Origin of the sequence: Aerosakkonema sp. BLCC-F183, from assembly GCF_041929145.1 — a bacterium.
Lineage (GTDB): Bacteria > Cyanobacteriota > Cyanobacteriia > Cyanobacteriales > Aerosakkonemataceae > Aerosakkonema.
On record NZ_JBHFNU010000123.1, the window covers coordinates 1 to 13,727 of the forward strand.

Consider the following 13,727-nt stretch of genomic DNA (forward strand, 5'->3'; position numbering starts at 1 on the left):
TACAACGCTCTCTTGGTTATGAGTGAGTTCTTATTGGTGAGATATGTTTTGGCATTCCTTGTCCAATTGGAAGCATATATCTGCCGCACTCAGTTAGAAGCATAAGGTTGCCGTTGCGGCAATCTTATGCTTCCAATGACAACAAGGGTTTGAATTGCTACTTTGCGGCTGGTGTCAGCTTCGCTATTTCTGGGCCAAATTTAATTATCTCGATCGCTGTCTCTCGACTTTGAAGACACGATACCCATAGGGCAACCTTACGCCAAGAGTCGGGTACAATATTCTATAGCATTGTCATAATAACCGCGAGTTGAAGTTTCAATGCACCGCAGGTCAAGTTTTCTGGCCAACTCGAGAATTTTTTATCGTAAATTTAAGTACGTTTAATGAGTATGTCAGTACAAGCCGCTCTAGAGTTTATTCAAGCTGTTAGGCAAGACGAAAATCTAAAATATAAGATTAGGATGCTGATGCCTGAGGTGAATATAGAAAACCTCGTACAGGTTGGCATGGAGGCTGGGTTTGAATATACTCCAGAAGAACTAAATATTGCCTACAGGCATGATTGGACGATGCGATCGCTTCGCTACGGTATTACAACAGGCAACGTTTCCTAACTGTGGATAAAGCGACTAGGACGGTAGCTGTAGTAAAAAGTCTACGATCGTCTGGGATCGCACTACTGGGATGATTGTCTGGATCTATGATATCGGCAGAAGCTGGTAAGCGCAACAAAGCCGAGGCAGGCCAAGAGCCATCAGGTTTTTGGTTTTCTAGCAACCAGTTAACTGCTCCGTGTAACTCAGCGATCGTCTGCTGTCGTTCTTCAGCTAAAGCCAGAATTCGCACGCACCAGGCAGTAGCAAAAGCGGAATTATCACCATACTGAAGAGAATACACGGCCCCACTCGAATTAATTCTACGACGCGCCCACTCAATGGCTAGTTGTACCTGCCGATCATTGTGGTAATAGCTATCTTTTGCTAAAGATTCAGCAGCTAAAGCTGTTGCGTATTCATAGTCATACCACCAATAAGCTTTCCAACTGCCATTATCATCCTGAGTATCCCTCAGAAAGCGCCGGGAAGCTTCTCCTATCTCTTCTAAACTAGCTACAGCAGCAGTTACGCAGGCGTGAACGCCACACCAACCTTTGACGGGGGCTGAACCCGTATAGGCGCGAGGAGCAAGTTGTTCCAAATAGGTAGCTATGCCTCCTGTTGCTGAAAAATGCTTTGCTATAAATTCAGAAGCTTCTCTTGCCTTATGGGATTTGCTCTCGCCCAAACTGCTAGCCAGCCGTAGCGCCCAAGCTGTGCTATCTGCGTCCGGTGTGACGAAGCCGTTATATCCCCATCCCGGAGAGGACTGGCGACGGTTAATCAGTAACAACCACGCTTGTTGTGCTGCTAGTTTCGCTTGTCGATCGGGAAGTGCTGCTAGAGCATCTCCTACATAAGCTGTAACCCATTCATCACTTCTCCTGACCTCACCTTCAATGCCAATATATAAGTGAAAGTCCCGCCACCAGCCTTTCTGATTGCGGGAACATAAGAGAAACTGGGTCGCGGCTACTATGGCGCTATCCAATCGATTTCTGTCTAATGGGGTGGAATCATCAACTTTTTGGCAAGCGAGGGAATTTTGAGCTTGGTGACTACCAACAGTTGTATTTTTTCCTAACCATTGATGTATAAATCCTAAATATGCTTTAGCCTCCAAGGGGCATTGTGGTTTACAAGTGAGTTTGACGTGGCTGAGTCCTCGTTGTAGCGCACTTAGACTTTCTTGAGATTGCAACATAGACTCAGCAATTAGAACATCAGGCCAGGGTTGGGGAGTAGAAATAGGAGTTACATATCCCGGCCAACTAAGTAGCCATTTCCGTTTTTCAGCTGTACATAATCCCAGACTTACTAAATTATCCAATAGAGTAAACCATAGAGGTTCTAGTTCATTTTGCAGTCTAAATGAACATTCTAAACCAACTTGAGAATGGATCGCAGCGCCAACATCTAAACATACTCTCACATCGTCAACAATCTCTAAAAACTGCATCACCAAAGTCTCAATTTCGTTGGTTGACTCTGGATAATCAATTTCTTGTAGATAGGTAGCCACCTGATTGGGAGGTAAGTTACTGACATTTAGACGCAATACTTCTGCCTGACGGGATAACATTACACCAATATGGCTAATGTTAGCAGGTTTAACACAAGCTTTAAAACAACGGTACAAGTTATGGTTTAGATCGTCTGATATTGACAGATTCCAGAGTAATTCTAAGGCAGTTTTAGTGACGGTAAAAGCTTCTTCTATATCAGTTAAATTAGGATTTAAACTAATAAAAATAGAAGGGATAAAATCTTGAGTATCTGATTCTTTAAGATCGAATTCTAACCAAATTTCAGTGATGCCATTATGAATACAAGAACTAGGGTTACTCCATAATTCGCACAACTGGCAAATATAGTTCCATGGGGGTTGTTTAAATCTTGAATCAAATTCAGCCATTGCAGCAATATGCTTGGCTAAAATTTCTGGTTCATTATTTTTGGAAGAAATACCTTGCTGTAGATCGACTTGCTTATTTTTGTTTTCTAAACGGATTTCAAATCCAGATCTGGGGATAGGAGCTAACAAGCTTGCTAGTTTTTGGATGCGATCTAATACTGATGGTGTAGCGATCTCAGAGGGAAGATCGGTAACAATAATTTGTAGATAATCAGCTAAACTTGGTTGGTTCATTTTCTAGCAAAAAAATAGTAGCCTTAGCATCTTCAATAATAGCTTGGCTAATCTGAGGCAACATAGATAAATTATCTGGTCTATAAACTTTTTTCAAAGGCACTTTAGCTGCCAATCTACCCAATAACTCAAATTCAATTCTCTTATCTTCTTCCTCTAACATCCAGCTTGCATAAGTATTTCTCACTAAGTTGAAAAGACCAGTTATGGGTGGAGTTGCCTGAATCTCTACCGTTGTTCGATTTGCACAGCGTTCTTCTAATATATAAATAGCTGCCAAAGGAACTGGACTTTCAGGAACTAATTTTTCATTCTTGAGTAGGCATAGTTCCTTCTTGGTTGGCCAAATATCCGGGTTTGATGTAATTAACTGTAAGCATTCGGAGGAACCATATAATTGAGTAGCTGCGTCTTCGTTTAAACGTATAGCTTGATAACCAGGCTGAACCAAAAATTGTTGTTTTTGCTCCACTAGCGCGGCTACATCCTCGGCAAAAAGTTGCCCACCACATTGTAATAATGCCGCCGTTGTAGTTGACTTACCTGCGCCTTCAGCACCAAGTAAGGCAATTGCCATGTTTTTAATAATAACCACGGAAGCGTGTAAGCATGTAATGCTACGTATTCGCAAAACACATCCGAGAACAACCCCAAATAAAAGTGAAAGTACACCTCTTAAATTTGCTTCTTTCCCTACAGCGATCCAAATTTGATCGCCACTGGGGTTGATTACAAATTCAGCATAGGCGAATTCGTTCAAGATATATTGTAAAAGCAAATATATTCCTTTTTCATGAGTTGCGATCGGAACACCCGGATGCTTGGGACTAATTTGCCAAGCAGAACGGGAAATAGGCATTGAGCTTTCTTCCAATGTTCTAGATAGATGAATCGAAACATCCCAAACATCCACTGATGGGCTTATTTCTAGCACATTCATCAGAGACTGATTACTACGCAGGGTTAAACCATAGACTTTATAAAAGTAATATTTAATATGCTCAAGAGAACTCATTTGGAATACTTGTAATTTAAAGGATTTTTTGGATTGGCTATCAAGGTAAAGCGGGACAACTGCAGTATACAAGCAGGTTGAAAGTGGTGGGTTTGTGCCCGAAGTTGTGACCGTAGGTGTACAACCCCCACCACCACTTACGCTAGATAGGGCAAGCGTCAAATCTTTTACGGTACATAAGTACTACCACCACCACCACCACCAATACTAGAGCCAAGCGTCAAATCTTTTACCATGCCATGCTTGTGTAACTTAGGTGGTTCGTATTCTTGTTTTAAATGCCTAATCTCTTCGGACATAATTTTCTATTGACTTGATTAAGGTATTTACATTTTTACTTTATCATCATTATCAATTCTAGTCAACCAGTATGCTAATGATAAATTTATCAGGCTCTCCCGTACTTGAGGTGATAATAAAATCTAATAGATGGTTGACAAAGCCTGTAGGATAATGGCTTTAGCTTGGTCATAGATACAAAAACTAACTTATTAGCTTCAAAGCCTTGAACTTCCCACTGCTGAAGCTAAAAGACAAACTGATTAGCAAAATTTATCACCCTAAGTACGTGAGAGCCGATGGAGTTTTTGGTGTCGGCGACTCTATTAACGATAGCAACTGCGAAATGTCAACATAGTCTGATTGACTTGATGCTGTTACCAAATCCTTAATCCGCGCAGAGATCTGTTAGTTGTTTGAAAGAGTTGCGAGTTCATAAAAGTGGCAAATAATACCGCTCATTGGTTCTCCTGGCTAGAAGCTATACTCAGCAAACCCTCTTGCACCAATTCATCTATTAACTTTGCCACATCCTGACGCAGGGTTGACTCTTCTACTGCAAAGATTTGTAACAATTGCTGAGTAGCTGTTTCTATATCCCCTTTTTCGGCGAGGAATTGCCACATCCGGCTACCCACTTTATTCAAGCTGTAGTAAGTTTCGTTTTCCATATTCAGTAAAACTACTTCACCCCCTAACTCTTGTGCAAGGACGTTAGAGGGAATGACGACTTGGAGCAAAGAAGAGGCTGTCATTTGAGTTGTTCGTGGGTTATATATCTAGATATAGCTTATCACCACCCCTAGCCGCTTATCAGCAACTTCCACAAAAAAAAATATTTCTTCTAGCTGAATATCCTCTTAAATACTTTCAATGCTTGTTTTCCTGCTAACCGAATTGGACGCATCAGATAGTAAATGAAAGCGGGAAATTTAGCCAAAGGTAGCAGTAGCCAGTCAGTAGTAGTCGGCGTTACCGTTATAAGCAGAAAGTATTTTAATTTGTCAGCTAAGTTTTCTTTGGCGCGGAGATGGAAGAGGGTAACATTGCCATGTTTAGATGATTCATTAGTATTACAGAAAAGGCAATCGCATACCTGAGTTGCCAATATTTCTACTTCCGGGTCAGCTTTTATTTTTTGGTAAACCGAATCTGGTAAAGTAGTCCCCAGGAGATTTTTAGCAAGGAAAAGACCAAGATATAGCATTCGCTGACCTCCCAGAATTTTAGCCCGCTGCATTAATTTTGTCCAATCTAATGGCGGATAGCTGCGGATTAGTTCCGCTACATCGCAGATTCTCGCTAATTGTCTCCAGCAGTCTTTAGTCCCATGTCCGCAAATCATCAACAAGGCATTTTCTGGCGAAAGATTGGGGACACTCTTACTAGCAATGGAGACTTGTTCGAGATTCTCCCACAATTCCTCAGAATCGAGAGGAAAAGAAAAATATTTTGGTACTATTCCCCAGTGGAGTTCCACCAAATTTTTTTTCTGTTCGTGTATAAAGGGATAAGCAGCTTCCCGGACAAAGTGATGAATATTTTGCGATCGCACAAAAGCAGCTTCTTGTTGTGGAGTTACTTCTATACGTTCAATTTTCATTTTATATCCCTGAGAAAGGAACAGCGCCTTTGCCTTTTCAATATCTTTTTCGCGAATCAAAATATCTAAATCGCAGAACTGGCGCAAAGACAAATTTCCATAAGCAGAAGCAGCTAAAATCGGTCCTTTGAAAGGTAAAGCCAGGATTTCTTGCGACTCAAAAATTTGCAAAAGTCTGACCAGTTCCCCACTTAAAAATAAATTACGACGAGCATCAGTATAGTAGTTTTTTTGTAACCGATCTAAGATATTTTGGGGAACAGCTTCTGGGCAGATGGTGTTTAAATTACAATACAAAAGCGGTATCACTTTATGTTGAGTCGCCATCTGGATCAAATTTTCCCATTCTATCTCTTCTTGCAGCAAAGCTTTCAGGCGTTCGGCTTTTTCCGAGTCCATCGAAGTGCAGGCGCAGATTAGCAGCAATTCAATTTCTGGAGAAGAGTTAACCGATAAAAATTTAACAGGGGATTTTAGCAACATCTGCTTCTATTAATTGGGCTAATTCTGATAGTAAGTATATATCGCGAGGTCTTTTAATCTGATAAGCAGGAATGAGATTCGCTAGTTTGATGCAACGGTGAAATTTTGCATCAGGTGTGCCGATCGCTTTTAATAATTCCAAATCTGGATAAGATTGGCGCGTAATTTCTAAAAAAGCTGACTGGGTATTGATGGATGCAATTTCCAGATCCGTACCTTCACCCAATACGTAAATCCGCTTCAGGGGGAGGGGTGTTGGTTGAAATTCATCTGTTACTAATTTCGATCGTTTCTCCAAGTTGGGGAAAATTCGGGGCAAATTTTCCGCGACTTCTCCTATGGAGGTAACTGATTGTGGCCAAAGTCTGAGTTGAGGATAACTTGGAAGTACAGTAGCACCAGTAGTGTCGTTAATGTCAATGGCTAAGATATCATCTGTGACAAGAGGATGATTGCGCTTGTGTAGGGTGGCTGCGATCGTCGATTTGCCCTCCCCTGATTTGCCCAAAAAGGCTACCACTGCGCCATTTACCGCCACCGCGCTGGCATGAAGGACAATTATTCCTCGCAGGTGTAGCAGCATCGCCAGAGGTAGTCCGACAATGAAATTGGATAACAAACCAGGTTCTACACCCTCGTCTTCATCAACAATTATCTCATCTGTGCCTCGCACTAAACAAGCTGCTACTTTTGGCACGTAAAAGCAAGTTTCTTGGCTATTGGCGCGAAGCAAAAGGTTTTTTGGATTAGCAATTTCTGATGCAGTTCGCTCTACTTTCCCTCTCCGAATTACTACATCTGTTTTTGTCGCTCCTGACATCAATTCTGATAGCGTAAACTCGGAGTGGATGCCCAAATTATAGGCCGTGTAATCAAACATTTTTTGATATATTAAAAGGTTTTTTTGGTGACGTTGGTTTTGGCTGTATTTTGTATTAGTTTAAACTCCATTAAGTTGATTACTGTTGATTGACTTAGATGATTGGGGCAGTTATACTTTCAGCGATGGTAGTGGGATATAGCGAGAAAGGTCTGCTAAAACACCAACAATAATCCGTCCCTGACTTTCTACCCAAGCGTGCGCTTCTAATTTGCCAGACTCGCTTTTGGCGACACCGATGCGAAGGTCGGCGGAACAACCGCGCCAACTCAGTAGCACTTGTGCAGTCAAAGCGCGAGCAAGACACTTGACTTTGGGCATCAAGCGGCTAGCCTGATTTACTGCCCAAGAAACTTTATCTAGGTCGTCTGAGGAAGCTGGGTGCATTTGAAGAGAAGTGGGGGAAATTTGGCCCAGCCTTCGCAGCAAGACTTTAAAAGGTATTAGCCACAATCCCAGTTGGATGGCTAGTAATAGGAAAAAGGCATTGAGGAGAAGAAAGCGATCGCTCGGTGCGAGGCCCAAGAACTTCAGCAGCAATTTCATTATTTAACCTCTATTAGTTCTTCTGCTGCCAGTTTTTCGAGCAATTCAAAGATATGGCTAGGATCACAGCTTCGTCAGCAAGATCCGAAGAAATTTGTTTTTTGCCTGCAACGATGACAGAAGATGCACAAACCTTGGACACCACTGGCTTTTCCTCGTTTTTACAGCCGATAGATTAGCTTTTTTTACTATGCCTTAAGATAGAGTAGTTTTTGTGAAAAATTAGTAAATTTTAACTGCTAAATAATAAAGTTTTAGTAAAAATCAGTAGACCGAAAAGTTTTGCGATCGCTGTGTAAAGGTAAATAAAATGTAGCTGTTGATACAAAATCCTCCTTTTCACTCAAAGGTGGTTAATTGCCGAATAAAGATTAATTTTTCTTATGGTGTCGAATAACAAATTAACTGGGTTCTTGCCCACTTTTGGTGATCTCGGTTGGGGTAAGGCAGAAGGCAGAAGGTAAAAAAGGAAACGGAAAAGATAAAAAGATAAGGCAGAAGATTAATTTTCAATCTTTGAGTTTGTTTAAAGTAGCTACTAAGATGCTTTGCATTTCTTCGACTTCTGCCAAAATGGGAATAAAAAGATCTTTCTCTATCAAATCAACTTCTTTACCAATAATCAATTGAGTATCTAGTTCTCTTAAAGAACCTAAAGCAATATGTAAGAATTGAATGTACTCTGACTTGGCTCTCCGGCCATAGCCCTCAGCTATATTGGAAGCTACAGATACCGATGCTCGTCGGATTTGGCTAGTCAAACCATATAATTCGGATTTAGGAAATTGATTGGTAAACTTGTAACAGTTGATGGCCAATTGAACAGCCCTTTGCCAGATAAACTGATTTCTATAACTCATAAGAAAAGTTTGAAGACTAGAAGTTGGAATTAAGAAGGCTTTTATGCAGTCGGCTTTTATGCAGTCGGCAGAAGGGAATCCCCATAAATAAATTTAGGGCATTTAATTGGTTAAAAAAAATATACCTCTGCTATCCTTTAAGCTGCCCATAAAAATCTTCGGCTCAACAAATCTATAGATGCACGTCCATACATCTGGCGCTTGAGCATTTTCAGCCGATTAATGTGCCCTTCAACGGGTCCGTTGCTGGTTGGCAGCGTTACACCTGCTTTAACTGCATAGTAATCTTCCCGTAAACTTTGAGCAAAACGTTGAAAGGGAACCAGCTGGCACCTACCTGCCTGATGAAGCCAGGGATCGAGGCATTCAGGCTGCCGTTGGCGTACCAATTGTGCGAAATCTTGCGCCAGATCGATCGCTGTTGACAAATCTGGGTGTTGCGCTGCTAGCTGAGCAATCAACTGCTCATCTTCAGCATCTCGGTCAAATGGTCGTCGCATTACTAGCCATGCTGCCTGATGGGGGGTGATTGTTAGCTGCTTGTGCTTGAGGCTGACTACTTGGGGTAATGTTCGCCCCCTCGGTCGTCGTCGTAGTTCCCAGCCTTGCGCTTGACCAAGAAAGGCAGAGGGCAGAAGGCAGAAGGCAGAAGTTAGAAGGTTCTGGTGCAAAAAGGTCTCAATCATAAAGGTAGAAGTTGGAAAGAATGAACAAGGAGAAACTTATTTCCTTTTCCTTCTGCCTTCTGCCCTCTGCCTTCTGCCTTTCTTTGGTCACTACGCGATTGACGTTCGGGAAAGTTGGGCGTGCGAAGGTAGCGTTGCACAGTCCGGGTGCTTATCCCAACTTGATGAGCAATTGCAGGTGCAGACCACCCTTGGGCCTGTAAATTCCAAACTTTTTGGTAAATTGCTAATCGTCTAGTGCGCCTTTGTTCCGTTTGCTGCTGTATTTGTCGGGTTGAGGACGGCGGCGAAATGGGTACTACTTTTTCCCCGGTGGAAGTATTCACTCTCGGCAACGCGATGGGAGGCTTCCACTGCTTTGATGGCTTTCTCCTGCTTCCTAAAAACTTGTTCAAGTACCTCAGCCAGGTTTTGCAGCAGATGAAACCGATCTGCTACCTGCATTGCTTCCGGTGCGCCTTGCATAATGCCATTCTTGTACACTTTTGAGCGATCGCGGGAAACTACTTTGACCCCAGGATGGTTCTTTAACCACTCGGAAGCGTGTTTGAGCTTCACGGTCATTCAATAATGCAATTGGGCAGCTTCGATCTAGATCGATGAGTACCGTGCCATAACGAAGGCGCTTCCGAAAGGCGAAATCGTCAACTCCAAGAGTCTTTGGGGTGATTATTGTGGGTAGCGGCAACCTAGTGATTAACCGCAATAGCGTATTGCGACTAACTCTATCGCCTATCTTTTGGCTGAGCCGCTCTCCTGCTGCTCCTCCTAATGCTAAAGCTATCGCCGTCAGTTGTTGTGCTAACCTTTGTGTTCGTCGCGCCCAAGGACTAGCAATAGTCGCTATTCTTTCGGTGAAAATTTGCCTCCTACATTCAGGATTCCGACAGAAGAATTTCCGCACTATTAGTTTGAGGGTAATACTATAATCTGCCCACGGCAGATCGCCTAGCGTTCGCTGATAATGGCTGTGGATTCGCTGTGTTGGCAACTTACAGACAGGGCAAGAAGCTGTCAATGCAATAGAGGAAACAACTAGAGTAATCTGCCGATTCCCTTTGTCAATTAACCAATTTTTAAATTGGAGGTGTCCTGAACCAGGTAACAGCTGGCTTAGTAGTTCTATACTAAAACACATTTGGGTTTCAAAGTTTGATGTCAGAAGTTTGAAGTACTACTATTGTATCCTTCTTCCTTCCTGCCCTTCTTCCCTTCTTCCCTTCTTCTCTTCTTCCCTTCTGCCTTCTGCCTTCTGCCTTCTGCCTTACCCCAACCGAGATCACCAAAAGTGGGCAAGAACCATTAACTGAGCCGTTAACAAATTAACTGAGCGGGGAAAGAGAGGCTAAAAAGCTTGCAGGGAAAGGGATTGAGTCAATAAGATGCCCTGGAAGAGAGATTAACAAATTAAATGGACAAATTTTAGCGGTAAAATTAACAAATTAAATGAGCGTCTTTATGTGTAGCGAACTGCAAACATACAGCGCTTTGCGCTGTTATGAGGTACAGTAGCAGCAACGAGCGAACCAATTTCTTAAATGTTAAGGATTGATTAAATGGAGAGCAACAGCAATTATTTTATCAATCATAGACGTGGTATTTGGAGCAAAAAAACGCAAAAATGATTTGAGTTGCGACCACCAAAGTTCAATGGGATTAAAATCAGGAGAATATGGTGATAAACAAATAACTCTAGCACCGACAGCATTAATCATAGGTTCAATAGATGCAAGTTTATGGGCAGGTAAATTATCCATAACTACTACCGCTCCCGGCCATAACTGAGGGCATAAAAACTTCTCAATAAATACGGCAAATGCTTTTCCATCCATTGAGTCATTCATTGTCATTAATGCCAGCACTTTATTAATACTAATTGCGCCAATAGTTGTCACCTTGGCGGCTCGATAAAATGGTTTTAGTTCAGTTACTCTGGTGCCTGGGTATGAACGGGCATGAGTTCTGGCTAACCCTAGCAGAATGCCAGTTTCATCCAAAAATACGAGGTTTTCTGGCTCGATATGTTTGATTTTTTCCCAATATTCGACCCTTAATTTTTGGACTCTTTCTGTCGCCGCTTGGCTACTGTACCAAGTTTTTTTTTGCGATTTAACCCTAATTTTTGCAAATAGCGACACATCGCCGACTGACTTACCCAATTGCCCGTTTTTAGCGCAAATAATTCACATAACTCCGCTAAAGTAGCATCTGGATGATCTGCTACTAATGCTTTGATTTCTGGTTCCGCAGAAGTCAGGTAACTCTCATTGTGGCTTTCCCGTCTGTTTGGGCTGTAGGTTTCCTTCTGTTCTTTGTTGGTTTACCAGTTTTTGGACTAAACTTTTACTAACAGCAAATTTAATGGCCACTTTCCTGATTGGCATCTTTTCTACCAAATGTGCTACCACTATTCTTTTGCGGAACTCAACCGAATATGCTTTCATTAGCTTTGGCTACAAAATGATATTTTATTGTACCTCATAACAGCGCAAAGCGCTGTATCATTGGTGGCCAGAGGCAGACTTTTTTGCATCAGGATAATCAATAATTTGCGGTTTGGCTAACTTCGTAATTGCCAGTTATTATTTCACCCATGAAGTGAATAGATTCGCTTTTCTCTTAATTCTCAATTACTCCAGCTTATTGCATTCATCCCCTTTTTTTCTTCTAATTTTTGCCTTTCCAGGTTCTTTTTCTTTTCACACTCGCTACCCGTGAATCTTCTTCCCATCATAACGGGGGTAGCTAACCCGGATTTGGTATTACAGCTAGAGATATAGCGTTAAAGCTGTTTTAACAATTGAGTACAGGGGCGATCGATCGCCCCTGTACTTTTAGCACTCAACTAGGCTGGCTGGCTAGACTGATTAGATGCGGCGGCGGCTGACTCTTGTTTCTGCGCCTCAGCATTTTTATCGTTCATTGCTTGCAATTGGTTCAAGTGAATGTTATTGACTTGAACGATAAAGTTTTCGATCGCCTTTTGCGCTTTGAGAGGCAATTGGGTTTCTTCCGCCGTATCGTAGTAACTATACAACGGACTTACACCCAAGATAAATTTCTCTTGTTCGGCTTCCAACAATTCCACCGTAGCGTTAGCAGCCAGCCAATTCTTTTGAAAAGGAAACGAGGTAACGATACTAGCCACGATAGCTGCGATCGCCGGACAAATCACGGGTAGCCATTTCAGCCAATTTACACCTGTTTCCAATTTATCTACCAACACCAAAATTGGTGTAATTCCCGATAAAACTACCGTCGCAAGTTGCGAAATATAATAAATATTTCGACAGTTAGTTCTCGTCCTTTTATAATCATCAATTAACTCCTGACAATACTCTAAAGCACTTTCTCTTGCTGTATTTATCGAAGCATTTTCGATCAGTTGCGAATTTCCCACCAGTGCATTGTATAGTTCGGCTTTTTTGCTGATTTTCTGCCGGAGTGATGCCCCATTAAATGTTTTCGAGAGGCTGAAATTAGTTAAAAACATAAAAACCGAAACCGATGCCAAAACAGCCAGGTAGATTTTGGCGTTTTGCACCTCTGGTAAAAAAAATGTGACGATTCCTGCACCAACTGCTCCTGCTAGCACCAAGTACTCGAATACCTTCAGCGTTAACAAGATAGTTTGATTGGGCGAACTTGATGTATTTTCTGCTGCGTTGCTAATCTGAGGGGAATTTGTGATTTGTGCCGCATCAGTCATTATTTTTGACTCCTGTGGATTACCTTACCAATATGCTTAGCATAAAATTCGTTACGTTACAAGTCTATTTTATTTTTATTTTATTTTGCTATGATAATATATTTATAGTTTAGCGGTAAGTAAGAAAAGTAAAGAAATTTAAAAATAGCATACAGGTTTTGCTAATTAATAAATCTGCGTATTCTCTCTTGTGACTCGAAATGTTCAAATTCCAATTTATTCCTGAAATTCCGACAACAACCAAGCACAAACCTGCGATCGATCTGCGGTACAAATGCGCCCCACCAAATCCTAATTCATAAACCGGGTTGATTTGATGATTCTTTATTAATCATTACTATTTTCTTCAATCTCCTACTTGCCAACCTTCCAAAACAGCTACTAAAATATTGACTAATGGATGATTGATTAACTCTTTAAAAGCTTCAATTCCACCAGATTTTATTGCACCTATTACCCGTTCTCTCAAAGTGGGGTCAGCTTCAATCTGTTTAATTGTTTTTTCCACTACTACCATTTTCTCTGATGGGGTATTAGTCGGGTTACTTTCAGACAGTTGTTGGAGTAGTTGCTGGATATCTTTTGCGGCTTCAGCTAGATTTTGTTGCGCGGCGTAGTTGTGAATATTTCCACCTATTTGATCCCCTTGAACTGTCTCAGCAAAGCCACCTGCGAATTGGGCACCGCGTTGTTCATATTTAGGTGATTCTGACATGATTTTACTCTCCGATGTTGATTTAGCTTCATTAATAATATTAACAGGTCTTTCCGCCAGAGTCTGGGGGGGAGACAACAATCGGTCAACCCCTTACTGCGTGCGGGGTTGACCGATTGTTGTCAAAAAAAAATAGGTCTGCTATTCTCAAGTAGACCTAACTAATGAAAAAAATGAATTTAATACCTTCATTTTACACCCAA

Annotated in this window: 14 protein-coding genes and 1 pseudogene; 1 reads left to right on the plus strand and 14 read right to left on the minus strand. The window is 41.6% G+C overall.

Going from position 1 to position 13,727, the window contains the following annotated elements; translation table 11 throughout:
- The first annotated feature begins 386 nt into the window (after window positions 1–386).
- Entirely contained in the window at window positions 387–617 is a 231-nt protein-coding gene (locus ACE1CD_RS35605) for a Nif11-like leader peptide family natural product precursor (RefSeq protein WP_374794212.1), read from the plus strand.
- On the opposite strand, the gene ACE1CD_RS35610 is transcribed toward ACE1CD_RS35605, so the two are convergent.
- From ACE1CD_RS35610 to ACE1CD_RS35675, 14 genes and pseudogenes are all read right to left on the minus strand, one after another.
- Entirely contained in the window at window positions 595–2,748 is a 2,154-nt protein-coding gene (locus tag ACE1CD_RS35610) for a prenyltransferase/squalene oxidase repeat-containing protein (RefSeq protein ID WP_374827792.1), read from the minus strand. The two genes, ACE1CD_RS35605 and ACE1CD_RS35610, sit on opposite strands and share 23 nt — an antisense overlap.
- On the minus strand, window positions 2,726–3,763 hold the full coding sequence (locus tag ACE1CD_RS35615; protein ID WP_374827793.1) for a hypothetical protein: 1,038 nt from the start codon (window positions 3,761–3,763) through the stop codon (window positions 2,726–2,728). The genes ACE1CD_RS35610 and ACE1CD_RS35615 overlap by 23 nt, the downstream gene beginning before the upstream one ends.
- A 167-nt stretch (window positions 3,764–3,930) precedes the next feature.
- Window positions 3,931–4,062, minus strand: a complete 132-nt coding sequence (locus tag ACE1CD_RS35620; protein ID WP_374827794.1) for a lasso RiPP family leader peptide-containing protein — start codon at window positions 4,060–4,062, stop codon at window positions 3,931–3,933.
- 438 nt (window positions 4,063–4,500) lie between these two features.
- Window positions 4,501–4,797, minus strand: a complete 297-nt coding sequence (locus ACE1CD_RS35625; protein WP_374827795.1) for a PqqD family protein — start codon at window positions 4,795–4,797, stop codon at window positions 4,501–4,503.
- A gap of 89 nt (window positions 4,798–4,886) precedes the next feature.
- Window positions 4,887–6,128, minus strand: a complete 1,242-nt coding sequence (locus ACE1CD_RS35630) for a nucleotidyltransferase family protein (protein ID WP_374827796.1) — start codon at window positions 6,126–6,128, stop codon at window positions 4,887–4,889.
- Window positions 6,106–7,008 (minus strand): hypothetical protein, encoded by a 903-nt coding sequence (locus ACE1CD_RS35635; RefSeq protein WP_374827797.1) that lies wholly within the window; start codon window positions 7,006–7,008, stop codon window positions 6,106–6,108. The genes ACE1CD_RS35630 and ACE1CD_RS35635 overlap by 23 nt, the downstream gene beginning before the upstream one ends.
- Before the next feature lie 111 nt (window positions 7,009–7,119).
- Entirely contained in the window at window positions 7,120–7,554 is a 435-nt protein-coding gene (locus ACE1CD_RS35640) for a lasso peptide biosynthesis B2 protein (RefSeq protein ID WP_374794219.1), read from the minus strand.
- Between the two features lie 509 nt (window positions 7,555–8,063).
- On the minus strand, window positions 8,064–8,414 hold the full coding sequence (locus ACE1CD_RS35645) for a four helix bundle protein (protein ID WP_374794221.1): 351 nt from the start codon (window positions 8,412–8,414) through the stop codon (window positions 8,064–8,066).
- 137 nt (window positions 8,415–8,551) lie between these two features.
- On the minus strand, window positions 8,552–9,100 hold the full coding sequence (locus ACE1CD_RS35650; RefSeq protein ID WP_374794222.1) for a transposase: 549 nt from the start codon (window positions 9,098–9,100) through the stop codon (window positions 8,552–8,554).
- Window positions 9,101–9,334: 234 nt separating this feature from the next.
- A complete protein-coding gene (locus ACE1CD_RS35655; RefSeq protein ID WP_374794223.1) occupies window positions 9,335–9,664 on the minus strand; it encodes a transposase in 330 nt (109 codons plus the stop codon).
- A gap of 376 nt (window positions 9,665–10,040) precedes the next feature.
- Window positions 10,041–10,238 (minus strand): annotated as a pseudogene (locus tag ACE1CD_RS35660) (ISL3 family transposase); the annotation flags it as partial.
- 403 nt (window positions 10,239–10,641) lie between these two features.
- On the minus strand, window positions 10,642–11,238 hold the full coding sequence (locus tag ACE1CD_RS35665) for an IS630 family transposase (protein ID WP_374794245.1): 597 nt from the start codon (window positions 11,236–11,238) through the stop codon (window positions 10,642–10,644).
- A 707-nt stretch (window positions 11,239–11,945) separates the two neighbouring features.
- On the minus strand, window positions 11,946–12,809 hold the full coding sequence (locus ACE1CD_RS35670; protein WP_374794225.1) for a DUF4231 domain-containing protein: 864 nt from the start codon (window positions 12,807–12,809) through the stop codon (window positions 11,946–11,948).
- Window positions 12,810–13,155: 346 nt separating this feature from the next.
- On the minus strand, window positions 13,156–13,524 hold the full coding sequence (locus ACE1CD_RS35675) for a hypothetical protein (protein ID WP_374827798.1): 369 nt from the start codon (window positions 13,522–13,524) through the stop codon (window positions 13,156–13,158).
- Between the last annotated feature and the right edge of the window lie 203 nt (window positions 13,525–13,727).